The sequence below is a fragment of the Swingsia samuiensis genome (assembly GCF_006542355.1).
GTDB classification, from domain to species: domain Bacteria; phylum Pseudomonadota; class Alphaproteobacteria; order Acetobacterales; family Acetobacteraceae; genus Gluconobacter; species Gluconobacter samuiensis.
The window spans coordinates 405,044-423,711 of sequence record NZ_CP038141.1; the positions used below are offsets into that span (position 1 = coordinate 405,044).

27 protein-coding genes are annotated in these 18,668 nt (G+C 48.1%); all 27 read right to left on the bottom strand.

Annotation, left to right across the window (positions count from 1 at the left end):
• Positions 1-103 precede the first annotated feature (103 nt).
• A complete protein-coding gene (locus tag E3D00_RS01900; protein WP_141459446.1) occupies positions 104-670 on the bottom strand; it encodes an adenylate kinase in 567 nt (188 codons plus the stop codon).
• Positions 667-2,052: a preprotein translocase subunit SecY gene (secY, locus tag E3D00_RS01905; protein ID WP_141459447.1), complete on the bottom strand. Its 1,386-nt coding sequence runs from the start codon at positions 2,050-2,052 to the stop codon at positions 667-669. Before secY ends, E3D00_RS01900 begins: the two co-directional genes overlap by 4 nt.
• A 99-nt stretch (positions 2,053-2,151) precedes the next feature.
• Positions 2,152-2,637, bottom strand: a complete 486-nt coding sequence (rplO, locus tag E3D00_RS01910; protein WP_141459449.1) for a 50S ribosomal protein L15 — start codon at positions 2,635-2,637, stop codon at positions 2,152-2,154.
• 1 nt (position 2,638) lies between these two features.
• On the bottom strand, positions 2,639-2,827 hold the full coding sequence (rpmD, locus tag E3D00_RS01915; protein ID WP_141459451.1) for a 50S ribosomal protein L30: 189 nt from the start codon (positions 2,825-2,827) through the stop codon (positions 2,639-2,641).
• The gene (rpsE, locus tag E3D00_RS01920; RefSeq protein ID WP_141459453.1) at positions 2,820-3,392 is read right to left on the bottom strand and encodes a 30S ribosomal protein S5; all 573 of its coding nucleotides are present in this window, start codon (positions 3,390-3,392) and stop codon (positions 2,820-2,822) included. The genes rpmD and rpsE overlap by 8 nt, the downstream gene beginning before the upstream one ends.
• Positions 3,393-3,404: 12 nt before the next feature.
• The gene (gene rplR / locus E3D00_RS01925) at positions 3,405-3,767 is read right to left on the bottom strand and encodes a 50S ribosomal protein L18 (protein WP_141459455.1); all 363 of its coding nucleotides are present in this window, start codon (positions 3,765-3,767) and stop codon (positions 3,405-3,407) included.
• A complete protein-coding gene (gene rplF / locus E3D00_RS01930) occupies positions 3,767-4,303 on the bottom strand; it encodes a 50S ribosomal protein L6 (protein ID WP_141459457.1) in 537 nt (178 codons plus the stop codon). Before rplF ends, rplR begins: the two co-directional genes overlap by 1 nt.
• A gap of 10 nt (positions 4,304-4,313) precedes the next feature.
• Positions 4,314-4,712: a 30S ribosomal protein S8 gene (gene rpsH / locus E3D00_RS01935; protein WP_141459459.1), complete on the bottom strand. Its 399-nt coding sequence runs from the start codon at positions 4,710-4,712 to the stop codon at positions 4,314-4,316.
• Between the two features lie 12 nt (positions 4,713-4,724).
• Positions 4,725-5,030, bottom strand: coding sequence for a 30S ribosomal protein S14 (rpsN, locus tag E3D00_RS01940; RefSeq protein ID WP_141459461.1), 306 nt, complete (start codon positions 5,028-5,030; stop codon positions 4,725-4,727).
• 133 nt (positions 5,031-5,163) lie between these two features.
• Positions 5,164-5,727: a 50S ribosomal protein L5 gene (gene rplE / locus E3D00_RS01945; protein ID WP_141459463.1), complete on the bottom strand. Its 564-nt coding sequence runs from the start codon at positions 5,725-5,727 to the stop codon at positions 5,164-5,166.
• Between the two features lie 11 nt (positions 5,728-5,738).
• Complete coding sequence (gene rplX / locus E3D00_RS01950) at positions 5,739-6,059, bottom strand: 50S ribosomal protein L24 (RefSeq protein WP_141459464.1); 321 nt, start codon at positions 6,057-6,059, stop codon at positions 5,739-5,741.
• Complete coding sequence (gene rplN, locus E3D00_RS01955) at positions 6,059-6,427, bottom strand: 50S ribosomal protein L14 (protein ID WP_007282731.1); 369 nt, start codon at positions 6,425-6,427, stop codon at positions 6,059-6,061. The genes rplX and rplN overlap by 1 nt, the downstream gene beginning before the upstream one ends.
• 12 nt (positions 6,428-6,439) lie before the next feature.
• Positions 6,440-6,712, bottom strand: a complete 273-nt coding sequence (gene rpsQ / locus E3D00_RS01960; protein ID WP_141459466.1) for a 30S ribosomal protein S17 — start codon at positions 6,710-6,712, stop codon at positions 6,440-6,442.
• A gap of 13 nt (positions 6,713-6,725) precedes the next feature.
• A complete protein-coding gene (rpmC, locus tag E3D00_RS01965; protein ID WP_141459468.1) occupies positions 6,726-6,959 on the bottom strand; it encodes a 50S ribosomal protein L29 in 234 nt (77 codons plus the stop codon).
• 1 nt (position 6,960) lies between these two features.
• A complete protein-coding gene (gene rplP / locus E3D00_RS01970; RefSeq protein ID WP_141459470.1) occupies positions 6,961-7,377 on the bottom strand; it encodes a 50S ribosomal protein L16 in 417 nt (138 codons plus the stop codon).
• Between the two features lie 56 nt (positions 7,378-7,433).
• Entirely contained in the window at positions 7,434-8,111 is a 678-nt protein-coding gene (rpsC, locus tag E3D00_RS01975; protein WP_141459472.1) for a 30S ribosomal protein S3, read from the bottom strand.
• Between the two features lie 3 nt (positions 8,112-8,114).
• Positions 8,115-8,522, bottom strand: a complete 408-nt coding sequence (gene rplV, locus E3D00_RS01980; protein WP_141459474.1) for a 50S ribosomal protein L22 — start codon at positions 8,520-8,522, stop codon at positions 8,115-8,117.
• A gap of 5 nt (positions 8,523-8,527) precedes the next feature.
• A complete protein-coding gene (gene rpsS / locus E3D00_RS01985; RefSeq protein WP_007282725.1) occupies positions 8,528-8,806 on the bottom strand; it encodes a 30S ribosomal protein S19 in 279 nt (92 codons plus the stop codon).
• Between the two features lie 16 nt (positions 8,807-8,822).
• Positions 8,823-9,653, bottom strand: a complete 831-nt coding sequence (gene rplB, locus E3D00_RS01990) for a 50S ribosomal protein L2 (protein WP_141459476.1) — start codon at positions 9,651-9,653, stop codon at positions 8,823-8,825.
• A 16-nt stretch (positions 9,654-9,669) separates the two neighbouring features.
• Positions 9,670-10,011: a 50S ribosomal protein L23 gene (locus E3D00_RS01995; protein ID WP_141459478.1), complete on the bottom strand. Its 342-nt coding sequence runs from the start codon at positions 10,009-10,011 to the stop codon at positions 9,670-9,672.
• Positions 10,008-10,622, bottom strand: a complete 615-nt coding sequence (rplD, locus tag E3D00_RS02000) for a 50S ribosomal protein L4 (RefSeq protein WP_141459480.1) — start codon at positions 10,620-10,622, stop codon at positions 10,008-10,010. The genes E3D00_RS01995 and rplD overlap by 4 nt, the downstream gene beginning before the upstream one ends.
• 11 nt (positions 10,623-10,633) lie before the next feature.
• Positions 10,634-11,317, bottom strand: a complete 684-nt coding sequence (gene rplC / locus E3D00_RS02005) for a 50S ribosomal protein L3 (protein ID WP_141459482.1) — start codon at positions 11,315-11,317, stop codon at positions 10,634-10,636.
• Between the two features lie 10 nt (positions 11,318-11,327).
• Complete coding sequence (gene rpsJ, locus E3D00_RS02010) at positions 11,328-11,636, bottom strand: 30S ribosomal protein S10 (protein WP_007282720.1); 309 nt, start codon at positions 11,634-11,636, stop codon at positions 11,328-11,330.
• Positions 11,637-11,762: 126 nt separating this feature from the next.
• The gene (gene tuf / locus E3D00_RS02015; RefSeq protein ID WP_141459484.1) at positions 11,763-12,953 is read right to left on the bottom strand and encodes an elongation factor Tu; all 1,191 of its coding nucleotides are present in this window, start codon (positions 12,951-12,953) and stop codon (positions 11,763-11,765) included.
• 102 nt (positions 12,954-13,055) lie between these two features.
• Positions 13,056-13,532: a 30S ribosomal protein S7 gene (rpsG, locus tag E3D00_RS02020; protein WP_141459485.1), complete on the bottom strand. Its 477-nt coding sequence runs from the start codon at positions 13,530-13,532 to the stop codon at positions 13,056-13,058.
• 12 nt (positions 13,533-13,544) lie between these two features.
• On the bottom strand, positions 13,545-13,916 hold the full coding sequence (gene rpsL / locus E3D00_RS02025) for a 30S ribosomal protein S12 (protein ID WP_010502158.1): 372 nt from the start codon (positions 13,914-13,916) through the stop codon (positions 13,545-13,547).
• A gap of 384 nt (positions 13,917-14,300) precedes the next feature.
• Positions 14,301-18,620, bottom strand: coding sequence for a DNA-directed RNA polymerase subunit beta' (gene rpoC / locus E3D00_RS02030; RefSeq protein ID WP_141459487.1), 4,320 nt, complete (start codon positions 18,618-18,620; stop codon positions 14,301-14,303).
• Positions 18,621-18,668 lie beyond the last annotated feature (48 nt).

Consider the following 18,668-nt stretch of genomic DNA (forward strand, 5'->3'; position numbering starts at 1 on the left):
ATAACTGTAAATAGCTTGAAAGCGCGGAATATACTGTTCTCCCGCACCCTGTCAAACACCAATGATCACTTTTGCGTGATTATTGGTGTTTTATTTTTATACCTTACCCAATCAAAGCATCTATCGACGCCCCAACATCATCGACAGAACGCATTCCATCGATCCGTTTTAGGCGACCAGCCTTTTCATAATAAGGTAAAATAGGCGCTGTTTGTTGGCGATAAACTTCTAGTCTTGACCGCACCACATCAGGGTTATCATCCGCACGGCGCGTACCGTCTTCCCCTGTGCGCTGCTCAAGGCGTTCCAAAATCTGACCTTCATCCACTTCCAACAAAATGACAGCACCAATCGTCTGGTGCGTCTTAGAAAGCATGCCATCTAATGCAACAGCCTGACTTTCTGTCCGAGGGAAGCCATCAAGAATAAACCCGTGGGCACAATCAGATTCCGCGATACGGTTCTCAATCATGCTCACCATGACAGGGTCAGGAACAAATTGTCCCTTTTCCATAATAGCCTTTGCTTCTTTCCCGAGTGCTGTTCCTGCCGCAACTTCCGCACGAAGCATATCACCCGTCGAAATCTGCTTTAGCCCATATTTCTGCTCAAGACGCTTCGCCTGCGTTCCTTTTCCAGCCCCAGGAGGGCCTAGAAGAATAATATTCATCGGCGTTTTATCCCACTCGGGACCCCATTATTCCGTCCACCTCGATTCCGCTTCTGCTTACGAATCAGTCCTTGATACTGATGTGCCACAAGATGAGACTGCACTTGGGTAACGGTATCAATCGTAACGGAAACGATAATGATCAAACTCGTACCACCAAAATAAAACGGGACATTATATTTACTGATCAAAATCTGCGGAAGAAGACACACAACAACCAGATAAAGAGCACCAATTGCAGTTAAACGTGACAAAATACGATCTAGATAAACAGCCGTATTAGCCCCAGGCCGAACACCAGGAATAAAGCCACCTTGTTTTCTTAAGTTATCCGCTGTTTCTTGTGGGTTAAACGTAACCGCTGCATAGAAATAAGAGAAAAACACAATCATCGCAGCATAAAATAGCATGTACAGAGGCTGCCCCTGACCAAGCTGCTGCCCCAAAACCGACAACCAGTGCGGCATGGAGTGTTTATTACTCATAAATCCAGAAATTGTGACAGGGATCAACAATACCGAAGATGCGAAAATAGGAGGGATGACCCCTGCCGTATTAACCTTCAAAGGCATATGTGTTGAATCACCACCATATATCCGATTGCCAACCTGACGCTTTGGATACTGTATGATGATCCTGCGCTGAGCCTGCTCCATAAACACAATGAATGCGATAACAGCAATCGCCAACACAAGGAAAACAAGCACAAACACAGGAGAAAGAACTCCTGTCCGACCCAACTCAAACAAGCTTGCCAGAGCATGAGGCAAGTTTGCAACAATCCCCGTGTAAATGATCAGAGAAATTCCGTTCCCGACCCCACGCGCTGTAATCTGCTCACCTAGCCACATTAAGAACATCGTTCCGCCCACAAGTGTAATCACACTTGAGATCAGAAAAAATGGTCCAGGCGACACAACTGCAGTTGCTCCGCCTTGTGCAGTCATATTTTCTAGCCCAACGGCAATCCCGTAAGCTTGAAACAACGCGATAAAAACTGTCAAATATCGTGTGTATTGATTCAGTTTTTTACGCCCAGACTCTCCCTCTTTTTTCATCGCTTCCATGGAAGGAAGAGCTGTAGAGAGAAGCTGAATAATAATAGAAGCACTAATATAAGGCATAATATTCAGTGCAAACACTGTCATACGCCCAAGCGCACCACCGGTAAACATGTCAAACATGCCTAAAATACCGCCTTGGTGCTGCGCCAAAAGCTGCCCCATAACAGTCGCATCAACTCCTGGAACAGGGATATATGTTCCAAGGCGATAAACTATCAGAGCAAGAAGAGTAAACCAGATACGCTTCTTAAGTTCAGTTGCCTTTGCAAAAGAACTCAAATTGAGATTGGCGGCGAGTTGCTCTGCTGCGGAAGCCATCCCCCTGTCCTTTCATGAAAACAGCGCCACCGTACATATGCACGGGACGCTGCTCTCTATCTACCCATTCCAGAACGATTATTCTGGAAGAAAGACATCTTAGGCCTCAGCCTGAGTCTCTTTCTTTGGTGCAAGTACTTTTACAGTACCACCAGCTTTTTCAACAGCAGCAATCGCTGTTGCTGAAGCGCCATCAACCTCAATGGTCAGCTTATGGGACAATTCGCCTTTTGCAAGCAAACGCACACCATGAACCTTACCATTCACAAGGCCAGCAGCACGTAATGTTTCTGCTGTCACTGTGGATGATGCATCCAGCTTTCCTGCTTCAATTGCTTTGGAAAGAGCACCAAGATTTACAGGCGCGTATACTTTACGGAAAATGTTAACAAATCCGCGTTTTGGCATACGACGATATAAAGGTAGCTGACCACCTTCAAAACCGTTCAAAGAGACACCTTCACGAGCCTTTTGACCCTTAACACCGCGACCGGAAGTTTTTCCCTTACCGGACCCAATGCCACGTCCAAGACGCTTTTTACGATAGCGAGAACCCTCGTTATCGCGCAATTCGTTGAGGTTCATATCAATCCTCCACCTTAACGAGGTGGGCCACTTTACGGATCATTCCACGCACAGCTGGAGTATCCTCCAGCCGACGTGTGGAACCAATTCCGCGCAAACCAAGACCTATTACCGTCTCTGCTTGACCAGGCTTGCGACCAATAACAGAAGCGATCTGCGTCACCTGAATGGTTTTACCCTTTTCAGACATTAGCAGCCTCCCCAGCATTATTCTGGTCGCGCTTACCAAAGATCTCAGCAACTTTTTTACCACGTCGTGCTGCCACGTTACGTGGGCTTCCTGCTTTTTGAAGAGCAGCAAAAGTCGCTTTAATCATGTTGTGTGGGTTACGCGTTCCCAAGCTTTTAGCAACAACATCGTTGATGCCAAGGCTCTCAAAAACAGCACGCATCGGACCACCAGCGATGATTCCCGTACCTGCTTCAGCTGCACGAACGACAACCTTACCTGCACCATAATGCCCAAAAGCATCGTGATGAAGTGTCCGACCTTCCTTCATAGGAACACGGATCATGCTGCGCTTAGCGCGTTCTGTAGCCTTACGGATCGCTTCAGGAACTTCGCGAGCTTTACCCGCTCCGTAACCAACGCGTCCTTTCTGATCGCCAACAACAACCAACGCTGCAAAAGCAAAGCGACGGCCACCCTTAACAACCTTAGCAACACGATTGATCGTTACGAGCTTATCGACCAGATCATCGCCCTGCTCACGTTCACGACCACCACGGCCGCCTTCTTTTGGCTCTCGTGCCATGTATGATCCTCCTTAGAACGAGAGTCCGCCCTCACGGGCAGCCTCAGCTAGGGCCTTGACCCGGCCGTGATAGACATAAGCGCCGCGATCAAACACGACGGTCTTTACACCAGCTTCCAGTGCGCGTTCTGCTATCAGCTTTCCGATAACAGACGCGGCGTCAACATTCGCGCCAGTCTTACCGTTAGAACGGATGTCTTTTTCCAGCGTAGACGCACTAGCAAGCGTACGCCCCTGAGCATCGTCGATGATCTGGGCATGAATATGTTTGCTGGAACGGAAGACCGACAAACGCGGCCGGCCGCCGCTCTTGCGACGAAGCTGGAAACGAAGCCGTTGACGACGACGCTCCTGCATTCCTTGCTGCGATGCCATTATTTCTTCTTACCTTCCTTGCGACGCAGAACTTCAGTTTCGTAACGAACACCCTTACCTTTATAAGGCTCAGGCTTACGGAAGCTGCGGATATCAAGAGCAACCTGACCAACACGTTGTTTATCATTACCTTCAACAACGATGGAGGTTGGACGAGGCGTGGTGATTTTTACATCACTTGGTACAGGGTACACCACATCATGGGAGAACCCAAGATTCATAACCAAGTTAGACCCCTGAACAGCAGCACGAAAACCCGTACCCTGAATTTCAAGAGACTTCGTAAAACCAACAGAAACGCCTTTAATTACGTTTGCAATCAAAGCGCGTGTTGTTCCCCACATAGTCCAGTTGTCACTGGAACGACGTCCAACTGGAGCAACAGCAACCTCATTGCCCTCAATCTTAACGTCAACATAGCGAGAAACAGGAATACTCAGTTCACCACGCTTACCTTTGGCTGTAAAAACGCCATTAGCAAGGGCAACTTGGACGCCTGACGGAACTTCTACAGGATATTTACCTACACGAGACATGCGCCCCTCCTTAGAAGACGCGGCAGAGAACCTCGCCACCAACATTGGCAGCGCGGGCCTCAACGTCCGAAAGGACGCCACGTGGGGTGGAAAGGATCGACACACCAAGGCCCGCATAAACGCGAGGAAGTTCCTTGATCTTCGAATAAACACGACGACCAGGCTTAGAAACTCTGTGAATTTCTTTAATTACTGGTTGTCCGTCCGTATATTTCAACTCAATACGCAATTGAGCTACACCTTTACGGACTTCTTCAAGTGCAAAACCGCGAATATACCCTTCACGCTTAAGAGCTTCGAGTACATTCGAGCGCAGTTTTGACGCCGGAGCCACACAAGCGGCATGACGAGCACGCTGCGCATTGCGGATCCGGGTCAACATATCACCCAGCGGATCAGACAAAGACATTTAACCTACCCTTTACCAGCTCGACTTAACCATACCAGGAATCTGGCCGGTAGAGGCAAGATCACGCAGAGCAATACGGCTCAACTCAAACTTGCGATAATTTGCACGAGGACGCCCAGAAACCTTACAACGCAAACGAACGCGCGTTGCAGACCCGTTACGAGGCAATTTCGCCAACTTTAAAGTCGCTTCAAAACGGTCTTCGACCGAAAGAGAACGATCTTTGATGATATTTTTAAGAGCGGTCCGTTTTTCTTTATCGCGCTTTGCCAAAGCTGCACGATGGTTATTACGGTTAACCGCTGAGACCTTCGCCATCTCGAATTTTCTCCCGGAACCTGTCAGGCCTATCCCGACGGTTTTCCAATCAGCACTATATAGAGGAATTCGACCTTCAATTAAAAGGCCGAATCCTAAATTTTTAGCATGATCGGTCTGAAAAGTAATCTAATCAACCTTGAAAAGGTAGATCGAAAGCTTTCAGCAATGCTTTTGCTTCAGCATCTGTCTTCGCAGAAGTAACAAAAATGATGTCCATTCCACGAACAGCATCAATTTTATCATACTCAATTTCTGGAAAAACAATCTGCTCTTTAATGCCCATGGCAAAATTACCACGGCCATCAAACCCTTTATTCGCAGGTAGACCACGGAAATCACGCACGCGAGGCATAGCAATTGTAACTAAGCGGTCTAAAAATTCGTACATCCGCTTGCGACGTAAAGTAACTTTACATCCAATTGGCAAACCTTCACGAATTTTAAAACCTGCAATCGCTTTACGTGCTAGAGTTTTAACAGGCTTTTGCCCAGAAATAGCTGCCATTTCGGCTACGGCTGCATCAAGCTTCTTTTGATCGCCTGCTGCTTCACCAACGCCCATATTCAACACGATTTTTTCTAACCGTGGAATTTGCATTGGGTTTTTGTAACCGAACTGCTCGCGAAGCTGTTGCTTCAGAACGTCTTCATAACGCTGCTGCATACGTGGCAAAGCGGTTTTTGTATCGCTCATCTCTTGCCCCCTCAGCCTTCAATCACTTCGCCGGTTGCCTTAGCAACACGAACTTTGCGACCATCATCAAGCACACGGAACCCAACACGTGTTGGTTTTCCACTCTTTGGATCAACCAATTTCAAATTGGACAAATGGATCGGCATTTCACGTTCGATAATACCGCCCTCACCGCCCATCCGGTTAGGCTTCGTATGACGCTTTGCAACAGCAACACCACGAACTACAGCTTTTTCTGTTTTTGGAAAAACAGAAAGAACTTCGCCACGGACTCCTTTGGACTTGCCGGAAAGGATCAGAACCTGATCACCTTTTTTAATACGAGCAGCCATTATAGCACCTCCGGTGCCAAGGAGATAATCTTCATGAACTTACGTGCACGAAGCTCACGAACGACCGGGCCAAAAATACGTGTTCCAATTGGCTCTTGCTGTTTATTAATAAGAACAGCAGCGTTCTTATCAAAACGAATAGCAGAACCATCAGCACGACGCACGGGATAAGAGGTACGAACGATAACGGCTTGATGCACGTCACCTTTCTTTACCTTACCACGAGGAATAGCTTCCTTTACGGATACGACAATGATGTCGCCGACCGAGGCAGTCTTTCTTTTGGAACCACCCAGTACCTTGATGCACTGCACCCGACGTGCGCCAGAATTATCTGCAACGTCTAGGTTGGTCTCGGGATGTATCATGTGCCTACCCCCTTACGCGCTAACTGAAGAAGATGCTGCGGACAGATCCTCTCCATTACGAGCAACAACAGCCCAAGTTTTACGCTTGGAGATTGGTGGACATTCTTCAATACGAACAAGGTCACCAACCTGGCAAACATTCTCTTCGTCATGAGCCGCATACTTTTTAGAGCGGCGAATGAACTTTTTATACAGGGGGTGCATAACACGACGATCGACAAGAACAGTAACTGTCTTATCCATCTTATCGCTTGTTACCCGACCTGTCAGGACGCGCCTTGGCATCGTCCGTCTCCTCTCAGGACTTTGCGGCGGACGTTTTAGCGCCCGCACGGTTCTTCGATTGATGCATCAATGTCTTAATGCGAGCGATTGCGCGCCGCACGACTTTGACGTGACTAGCGTTTTCTAGCTGACCTGTAGCCGCTGAAAAACGTTGATTGATTTGTTCACGCTTTAGCTCGACGAGAAGAGTTTTCAACTCATCATCGCTTTTTGCGCGCAAATCAGCAGACTTATACTTGTCAGCCATCTTAAGCGTCTCCGATACGCTGAACAAACTTGGTCTTGATCGGAAGCTTAGCAGCTCCCAAACTCAATGCCAAACGAGCAACTTCTGGTGGAACGCCTTCGATTTCAAACAAAATGCGTCCCGGCTTCACACGAGCCGCCCAGTACTCAGGAGACCCTTTACCAGAGCCCATACGCACTTCTGCAGGCTTTGTCGAGACCGGAAGGTCAGGAAAAATACGAATCCATACACGACCAGCACGTTTCATCGCACGAGTAATCGCACGACGCGAAGCTTCGATCTGACGAGCGGTAATACGCTCTGGCTCAAGAGCCTTCAGACCATAAGCCCCGAAATTTAATTGTGTTCCACCCTTTGCAAGACCGTGAATACGGCCTTTATGGGCTTTACGAAACTTAGTCCGCTTTGGAGAAAGCATGTTGTTTAATCCTCAATCAGCACCAGCAAGAGAACTGTAGGCTAAATGCCTACAGATCAGCGTTGTGGAGCCTGCTCAGCAGCACGGCGATCTTGTGCCAAAGGATCCTGGGCCAAGATCTCGCCTTTGAAGATCCAAACCTTTACTCCACAGGCACCATAAGTCGTCATGGCGGTAGCAGTCCCGTAATCGATATCCGCACGAAGAGTATGCAAAGGCACACGACCTTCACGATACTTCTCATCACGAGCAATTTCGGCTCCACCAAGGCGTCCGCTACATGTGATACGAATACCCTGTGCGCCAAGACGCATTGCTGATTGAATCGCGCGTTTCATCGCACGACGGAAAGCAACACGACGCTCTAGCTGCTGAGCAATATTCTCAGCAACCAATGTCGCATCGATCTCTGGCTTACGGATCTCAACAATGTTCAACGCAACATCAGTTTTCGCCATACGGCTCAACTCTTTGCGCAGAGCATCAATGTCCTGACCTTTTTTACCGATCACAACACCAGGACGTGCTGCATAAATCGTAATGCGAGGTTTCTTCGCAGGACGTTCAATAACAACACGAGATACACCAGCACCAGACAACTTACGACGCAGGAATGCACGTAACTTCAAATCTTCATGCAACAAGCGTGCATAGTCCTGACCTGCATACCAGCGACTATCCCAAGTGCGGTTTACACCGAGCCGAAGCCCGATTGGATTGACCTTATGTCCCATGGGTTAAGCTGCCTTCTGTTCTTTGCTGGTGTCCTGTACATCTGCACGTTCAGCAACAACAATCTTCAGATGACTAAAGAATTTTTCAACGCGTGCTGAACGCCCACGACCACGTGCATGAAAACGCTTCATGACGATCGATTTACCAACTTCAGCTGTTTTAACCACTAAGCGGTCAACATCCAACTGATGGTTGTTCTCGGCATTCGCAACAGCGCTCTCAAGAGTCTTCTTGACTTGCTGAGCGATACGACGACGTGAAAAAGTCAAAGCGGCAATAGCTTTGTCGGCTGGCTGGTTGCGAATCATCGCTGCAACCATGTTCAGCTTACGCGGGCTAACACGGATGTTGCGCGTAATTGCTTGCGCTTCCGTATCAGCGAGCGTGCGGATATGTTTTGGCTTACTCATATCTCTTAGCCCCGCTTTGACTTCTTGTCAGAGCCATGGCCAGTATAGGTACGTGTTGGTGAGAACTCACCAAACTTGTGACCGACCATATTCTCTGTAACCTGAACAGGCAAAAACTTATGCCCATTATAAACGCCGAACGTAAGTCCGACGAACTGTGGTAAAATCGTAGAACGACGTGACCAGATTTTGATCACTTCATTACGACCAGAAGCACGTGCTGCTTCTGCTTTACCGAACAGATACCCGTCAACGAACGGGCCCTTCCAGACGGAACGTGCCATCTCTAATTGCCCCCTCTTACTTACCGGACTTACGACGACGGATAATCAAGCTGTCCGTCTTCTTATTAACGCGAGTTTTATAACCCTTAGTTGGAATACCCCAAGGCGTCACTGGATGACGACCACCGGAAGTACGCCCTTCACCACCACCATGTGGGTGATCAACAGGGTTCATCACGACACCACGGTTATGTGGACGGCGACCCAACCAACGAGTACGTCCTGCCTTACCCATATGTTGGTTCATATTGTCTGGGTTAGATACAGCGCCAACAGTCGCCATACATTCACCACGGACAAGACGCAACTCACCAGATTGAAGCTTAATCTGAGCGTAACCTGCATCTTTACCAACAAGCTGAGCGTAAGTACCCGCAGAACGAGCCAGCTTACCACCTGCACCAGGCTTCAACTCGATATTGTGAACAATCGTACCAACAGGCATTGCCCCTAGAGGCATTGCATTGCCTGGCTTTACGTCTGTTTGCGCGCCAGAGACAACACGATCACCAGCTTTAATACGTTGGGGAGCAAGAATATAAGCAAGCTCGCCATCTTCGTACTTAATTAAAGCAATGAATGCTGTACGATTAGGATCGTATTCAAGACGCTCAACTGTAGCTGCAACATCAAACTTACGACGTTTGAAGTCAACATAACGATAAGACTGCTTATGCCCACCCCCACGGAAACGTACTGTTGTACGCCCGTGGTTGTTACGACCACCAGACTTGTTCTTACCCTCTGTCAGCTGCTTAACCGGCTTACCTTTCCAAAGGTCGCTCCGATCAATCAGAACAGTATTACGCGTGCTTGGCGTCGTGGGATTAAAGTGCTTTAGTGCCATTAGTAAATACCCCGCTTCAGCCTAACTTTGCCGTCAGGTCAATGGATTGACCTTCTGCAAGACTGATATACGCCTTCTTAATATCAGAACGGCGACCAGGACGCCCTTTGACGCGCTTCGTTTTACCCTTCTGCACAAGTGTGTTTACACCTGTTACCTTCACATTGAAGAGTTTTTCGACAGCTGCTTTGATCTGCAGCTTTGTAGCTGCTGGAGCGACCTTGAAAACAACCTGATTACGCTCAGAAAGCAATGTTGCTTTCTCGGTAATCAAAGGAGCACGAATAACATCATACAAAGCTTCTTGAGAAAGATTCTCTGCGACTTTACGTGCATTTAGAACGTTAGAAGCTGTCATGCTAAGCGCTCCTTCAGACCCTCAAGCCCTGCACGTGTAATCACGAGCATATCATGGTTGAGGATATCATAAACGTTTGCGCCGATTGTAGGCAAAACGTCAATTTTAGGCAGGTTTGCAACAGCACGAGCAAACTGCTCATCAACTGCGCCATCTACAATTAGAGCAGATGTCCAACCTAAAAGCTTTAGCTTAGCAGCAGCTTCTTTGGTTTTTGTAACGCCATTAGCAGCGTCCAAAACAACCAGCTTTCCATCTGCAGCTTTCTGCGCCAACGCAGAAATCAAGCCTAAACGACGTACTTTTTTCGGCAAATCATAACCATGATCACGGACAACCGGACCATGCACTACGCCACCTGTACGGAACTGCGGTGCACGCAATGAGCCCTGACGAGCAGAACCCGTTCCTTTCTGGCGGTATGGCTTCTTGGTCGTTCCAGAGATCTCACCCATACCTTTTGTACGATGAGTTCCTGCACGGCGCTTCGCCAACTGCCAGTGAACAACGCGCGCCATAATATCGGCACGAGGTGCAACTGAAAAAATCTCTTCCGGAAGCGTGATAGATCCTGCGCTACCGTTATCGAGGGTTTTGATATCGTATTCCATGCCCCTCGTCCTCAACCGGCGGCTGCCACAAATGCTGCCGGATATGGCGCATCAGCATGGCGAGCCTTCTTGATTGCATCACGAACCAGCACTAAGCTGTTTTTCGCACCAGGAACCGCTCCTCTGATCATAATCAGATTACGTTCCACATCTACAGCTGCCACTTCAAGATTCAACGTTGTTACACGTTCATCTCCCATATGGCCGGCCATCTTCTTACCCTTGAACACTTTTCCAGGGTCTTGGCGCTGTCCTGTAGAACCGTGAGAACGGTGACTAATGGACACACCATGTGTCGCTTCAAGCCCTGCAAAGTTATGACGCTTCATAACACCTGCAAAACCTTTACCTTTACTCTGGCCCGTAACGTCCACTTTTTGCCCAACAGCAAAATGAGCAGCAGATAGTTTTGACCCAGCTTCAAGCAACGCATCCTCCGCAACGCGGAATTCAACGAGATGCTTCTTTGGCTCAACCTTGGCGCGGGCAAAATGACCACGATTTGCTTTGGTAACATTTTTTACCTTAGCTTTTCCAAGACCAAGCTGAACAGCTGTGTAACCATCGCGCTCGCTTGTACGAGCATCCACAACCTCAACTTCATCAAGGTGTAGAACAGTTACAGGCACATGAGTGCCATCTTCCTTAAATAGCCGGGTCATCCCCAGCTTTTTTGCAATCAATCCGGTACGCATCGTCTGGACCTTACAGTTTAATCTCAACATCTACGCCAGCGGCGAGATCGAGCTTCATGAGGGCGTCCACGGTCTGCGGGGTTGGCTCAACAATGTCGAGCAGCCGGCGATGTGTTCGAATTTCGAACTGTTCGCGGCTTTTCTTATCCACGTGTGGAGAACGATTCACCGTGAATCGTTCGATGTGCGTCGGCAGCGGGATCGGACCCCGAACCCGCGCACCCGTACGCTTCGCCGTGTTTACGATCTCTTTTGTGCTATTATCAAGCACACGATGATCGTACGCCTTTAGGCGAATGCGGATGTTCTGGTTGTCCATAGTTATTAATTCGTCCAACTCGAAAATTCGGGTCTCGTCCTACCGCCATTACGCTTGAAAGGGAACCCCGATCAGAAAAAAAATCTGATCGGGGTCCAACTTTCTAATGGCGTTTACTTGTAGGACTTAGGCGCTAATTGAAGAAACTACGCCTGCACCTACAGTACGACCGCCTTCACGAATAGCAAAGCGCAGACCTTCGTCCATAGCAATCGGAGCAATAAGCTCGACGTCCATAGCAACGTTATCGCCTGGCATTACCATTTCTGTGCCTTCTGGCAACTCAACAACCCCGGTTACGTCCGTTGTACGGAAGTAGAACTGAGGACGGTAGTTGGAGAAGAATGGTGTGTGACGTCCGCCTTCTTCCTTCGTCAGGATGTAGGCTTCAGCTTTAAACTTTTTATGAGGTGTGATTGAACCTGGTTTAGCCAAAACCTGACCACGCTCAACATCTTCACGCTTCGTACCACGAAGAAGCGCACCAATGTTATCACCTGCCTCACCACGATCAAGAAGCTTACGGAACATTTCAACGCCCGTAACTGTTGTCTTAACCGTATCCTTCAGACCAACGATAGCAACTTCGTCACCAACGTTAACTGCGCCACGCTCAACACGACCGGTAACAACAGTACCACGACCTGAGATTGAGAATACGTCTTCGATCGGCATTAGGAATGGACGATCGATTGGACGCTCTGGCTGAGGAATATATGTATCAACAGCTTGCATCAACTCAAGAACACGGTCTTCACCAATTGCTGGATCACCATCTTCTAGAGTTACAAGAGCTGACCCCTTAACGATAGGAATATCGTCACCTGGGAAAGAGTAGGAAGATAGAAGTTCACGAACTTCCATTTCAACCAACTCAAGCAACTCTGGGTCATCAACTTGATCAACTTTGTTCAAGAAAACAACTAGAGCTGGAACACCAACCTGACGTGCAAGCAGAATGTGCTCACGTGTCTGTGGCATTGGACCATCAGCAGCAGATACGACAAGGATAGCACCATCCATCTGAGCCGCACCGGTGATCATGTTTTTAACATAGTCAGCGTGGCCTGGGCAGTCAACGTGAGCATAGTGACGATCAGCCGTCTCATACTCAACGTGAGCTGTAGAAATAGTGATACCACGAGCACGCTCTTCAGGAGCAGCGTCGATCATATCATACGCTCTGAATTCTGCACCACCGGATTTAGCCAGTGTTTTTGTAATAGCAGCAGTCAGAGATGTTTTACCGTGGTCAACGTGACCGATGGTTCCAATATTACAATGCGGCTTATTCCGCTCAAACTTAGCCTTTGCCATCGTCTTTCTCCAAAACTCTACTCGAAAGGTAGAGGTAAGACTGAAAGTTCAATTCAACAAAATCCAAATAGACTCTGTTGAACGCCCTTTAGCGGGTTATAGTTACCAGCGATAGTGACTGAAAGCTTTATTTGCTTCAGCCATACGATGGGTGTCCTCACGCTTCTTGACGGCAGCGCCACGATTGTTGATCGCATCCATCAATTCGTTAGACAAACGTTCCTGCATCGTGTTCTCGCCACGTTTACGAGAAGCATCAATAATCCAGCGAATAGCCAGAGCTTGACGACGCTCAGCGCGAACCTCAACAGGAACCTGATACGTAGCTCCCCCAACACGACGAGAACGAACTTCAACAGCTGGCTTTACATTATCCAGTGCTGAATGAAACATTCCGACGGGGTCTGCAGACGAACCACCACGATTGCGCAAAACTTCAAGCGCACCGTAGACGATACCCTCAGCAGTAGATTTTTTGCCATCATACATAAGCGCATTCATGAAGCGCGTAATGACAACATCTCCAAACTTCGGATCGGGAAGGATCTCACGCTTAACAGCGCGGTGACGGCGACTCATTCCAAATACCTCTTACTTCGGACGCTTCGCGCCATACAGCGAACGGCGCTGACGACGTTTTGCGATGCCCTGCGTGTCAAGCACGCCGCGCAGGATGTGATAACGCACACCGGGAAGGTCCTTTACGCGCCCACCACGGATAAGCACAACACTGTGCTCCTGAAGGTTATGACCTTCACCCGGAATATAGCTAACGACCTCGTACCCGTTGGTCAGACGCACCTTAGCGACCTTACGCAAAGCGGAGTTCGGCTTCTTTGGCGTCACTGTGTAAACACGGGTGCAAACACCACGTTTTTGGGGACATCCCTGTAATGCAGGGACCTTATTCCGCTTTGCGGCCGGCTCACGGCCGTTCGCGATCAACTGGTTGATGGTCGGCATGCGCCCTTCCCAATCCTTGTCCTATTTTGAGACAGAAATCTTATTATCCCTGCCATGACATTTAATTATTCAACACACAGAAAGAATCCATGTGTCATCCCACACTTAGCAAAGAAGGCTACATTTTGCAGCCCACTTTCTTTAATAGCCTATGGCCTTAGCCTCCCCTTCGTTGAAGAGAAGGCGGCACCATATGCAATTTTTTTCTTCGACGGCTTCTATATCACCTTTAACTGGTGAGGTTAAGCCTAGGGCGCGAAAACTACGAGGGCTTCCGCCTTTAGTCAAGCCTTTCAATACAAAATGAGCCGATTCTTAAGCTTTTACTCAAGAATCGGCTCTAATAAAGCACCCGATTAACGTATTTTTAAGTGTGCCTTAATATTATTCAGCAGCATCCTCGATTTTTTTCGAAGGAATTCCACTGACTCTTGCCCGGTCCTGACTCGCAGCAATCGTCCGCAAACGATTAATCACGCTTCCTGTTCCTGCTGGAATGAGTCGGCCAACGATGACGTTCTCTTTCAAGCCATTTAGCGTATCAACCTTGCCGGACGTTGCAGCATCCGTAAGAACCCTTGTTGTCTCTTGGAAGGACGCGGCCGAGATAAAGGACTGCGTCTGTAGGGAAGCTTTGGTAATACCTTGTAGCACGGGCATACCCCTTGCTGGCGTATCACCATTCTCCATGAGGCGCTGATTCTCTATCTCGAACTCAATACGATCAACCGTTTCCCCAATGAGGTAGGTTGAATCGCCGGGTTCTAGCACCTCTACCTTCTGAAGCATTTGCCGCACGATCACTTCAATATGCTTATCGTTAATCTTCACACCTTGAAGACGATAAACATCCTGAATTTCATTCACCAAATAATCAGACAGAGCTTCGACGCCCATCACCTTCAGAATGTCATGCGGCACGCGAGGTCCATCCACGAGGGGGTCACCTTTCTGCACGAAGTCACCTTCCTGAACAGAAATGTGCTTTCCTTTTGGAATGAGGTACTGCGTTTCTTCATCCGTTTCATCATTCTTTACAATGATGCAACGCTTAGACTTATAGTCTTTCCCGAACTCAATACGGCCATCACCTTCGGCAATGATCGCATGGTCTTTCGGACGACGTGCCTCAAACAGCTCAGCAACACGTGGCAAACCACCGGTAATATCACGTGTTTTCGAACCTTCACGTGGAATACGGGCGAGCACGTCTCCGGCGTTTACTTCAGCACCATTCTCAACAGACAAAATACTATCTGGGGAGAGGAAGTAACGAGCATCATTGCCATTCGCAAGTTTGACAACGTTGCCAGAAGCATCCTTCAACTGCAAACGAGGCCTTAAATCGACACCTTTTGCAGCTTGTTTGTAATCAACAACAACCTTCGAGCTTAGACCTGTTACTTCGTCCATTCGCTCCACAAGCGTAATACTGTCGATTAGGTCCAGATACTCAACCTTACCTGCACGCTCGGTAATAATTGGAAGGGTGTATGGATCCCACTCGGCCATCTTCTGACCGCGTGTTACCTCTTCACCTTCACCTACCATCAAACGCGCACCATAAGGCACACGATAACGCGAACGTTCTACCCCATTTTCATCCACCAATAGAATTTCACAGTTACGTGACATCACTACGGGAACTTTTTGTGAGTTTTCTACAACGTTACGGTTCTTGATCTTCACAACGCCATCACGCGCTGCTTCCACCATGGATTGCTCCGCACCACGCGTTGCCGCACCACCAATATGGAAGGTACGCATGGTCAGCTGTGTTCCTGGTTCACCAATCGATTGAGCTGCAATAACACCAACAGCCTCACCGATGTTAACAGGTGTACCACGGGCAAGATCACGTCCATAGCAATGAGCACAGATACCGACACGGCTATCACATGTAAGCACAGAACGAATTTCGACGCTCTCTACCCCTGCCTGCTCAATGACATCTGAAAGAGCTTCATCAACAAGCGTATTGCGTGCGACAAGGAGTTCCTCAGTCACAGGATGCAACACATCTTTTGACAATGTGCGACCGAGAATACGCTCAGATAGTGAAGAAACAACCTCACCACTATCCATAACAGCTCGCACTGTTAGCCCACGCTCCGTTCCGCAATCTTGTTCAACAATGATGCAGTCCTGAGCAACGTCCACCAAACGACGTGTCAAATAACCAGAGTTTGCGGTTTTAAGCGCTGTATCGGCAAGACCTTTACGCGCACCGTGGCTCGAGGTGAAGTAATCGAGAACCGACAAACCTTCTTTAAAGTTTGCAATAATCGGTTGCTCAATAATTTCACCCGATGGCTTCACCATCAGACCACGCATACCCGCAAGCTGCTTCATCTGCGCTGGCGACCCACGAGCACCAGAATGGCTCATCATCCAAACAGAGTTCGTTGGCTTACCAATAACCTGCTTGGAAATTTCCTTCAGCATCGCCGCTTGAACTTCGTCTGTGCAGCGTGACCATGCGTCAACAACCTTGTTGTAACGCTCACCAGCTGTAATCAGACCATCCTGATACTGTTGCTCAAACTCTTTTACTTCTTCAGAGGTTTTAGCAACCAACGTCTTCTTGGCTTCTGGGATGATCATATCATCCTTACCGAAGGAGATACCTGCGCGAGCCGCATGACGGAAACCAAGTTCCATCAAACGATCACAGAAGATAACCGCTTCTTTTTGCCCACAGTGACGGTAAACCGTGTCGATAACGTCTGACACATTTTTCTTGGTCAGCTGCTTATTAATCAGCGCAAAGGAAATATCTGAATGCTTTGGTAAAATCCGAGCAATCAGCGCACGCCCTGGTGTCGTTACAAGGGTTTCACGAACTGATTTACCATCAGCGTTCACTGTTGTTAAACGCAGACGAATTTTATCATGTAATTTAAGAGAGCCAGACAACATGGCACTCTCAATTTCAGAAACATCGCCATATGCTGGTGGGCCGGCTTTAACAACCTTTCCATCAACAATTTCAGCCTCATCCGGCGTTTCACGATATTCAGGAACTTCCAAGCTCAAATAGTACAAGCCAAGAACGATATCCTGAGAAGGAACAATAATCGGCTTACCATTCGCAGGGCTGAGGATGTTATTGGTCGACATCATCAACACACGCGCTTCTAGCTGTGCCTCTAAGGAAAGAGGAACGTGCACAGCCATCTGATCACCGTCAAAGTCTGCGTTAAATGCAGTACAGACCAGTGGATGGAGCTGGATCGCTTTACCTTCAATCAGTGTCGGTTCAAACGCCTGAATACCCAAACGGTGAAGTGTTGGCGCACGGTTAAGCATAACCGGATGCTCACGGATAACTTCTTCAAGGATATCCCAAACTTCTGGACGCTCTTTCTCAACCATCCGCTTTGCAGCTTTAATGGTTGTCGCATGACCGTACTTTTCAAGTTTCGAATAAATAAATGGCTTAAACAATTCCAAAGCCATTTTCTTTGGCAAGCCACACTGATGCAGTTTCAGTTCCGGGCCGACCACGATCACAGAACGACCAGAATAGTCGACGCGCTTACCCAAAAGGTTCTGACGGAAACGTCCTTGCTTTCCCTTCAGCATATCTGACAAAGATTTTAATGGACGTTTATTTGCACCCGTAATCGCACGGCCACGACGACCGTTATCAAACAGCGCATCAACCGCTTCTTGCAACATACGCTTTTCATTGCGAACAATGATATCTGGCGCACGAAGCTCCATCAGTCTTTTTAGACGATTGTTACGGTTGATCACACGACGATACAGATCGTTCAGATCAGACGTTGCGAAGCGGCCACCATCCAATGGCACCAATGGACGCAATTCCGGCGGAATAACCGGAACGATATCCATGATCATCCAATCTGGATTTGAACCACTTTCTACAAATGATTCAACCAGCTTTAAGCGCTTAACTAGTTTTTTACGAGCCGCTTCTGATGTCGCCTTACGTAATTTCTTACGCATCATCGTTTTTTCAGAATCTTCTTCCATGACTTCAGCGTCATAGTCGAACGGATCTGGCAAGCCTTTTGCTTTAGCGGCTAAACTTAATTCACGCTCTTCGGCGTTAGGAATACCCCAGTTATAGCTGGATAAAGCGCGTTTAATGGCTTCCGCACCAATTCCAACCTCAATACCGGCATCAGGATATTCATCCAGAAGATCTTCACACCGAATTTCATCCAGAAGATATTGATCGCGCTTTTTACCGTGCTTGTAAGAATCAATTTGATCCGTATCTGCAACACCTTTATCGAGCACCAAAAAGCGCTCAAAGTACAGAACAGGCTCAACATCCTTCAAAGGCAAGTCCAGCATCGTAGCGATACGACTTGGAAGAGACTTCAGGAACCAGATGTGTGCAACAGGAGAAGCTAACTCAATATGGCCCATCCGTTCACGACGGACTTTAGCAAGAGTAACTTCAACACCACATTTTTCACAAACAATACCGCGGAATTTCATCCGCTTATATTTGCCGCACAAGCATTCATAGTCCTTAATCGGACCAAAAATACGTGCACAGAACAGACCATCGCGCTCTGGTTTGAACGTACGATAGTTAATCGTCTCAGGCTTTTTAATTTCACCATAAGACCACGAACGAATTTGTTCGCTCGAGGCTAGCTGAATCTTAATTTGATCAAATGTCACAGACTGGCCGGACTGACCAAGAATCTTCATGAGCTCGTTCATGCGCCGAAATCCCACTGCACACCATGGAAAACCGTGGGTGCTTTAAAA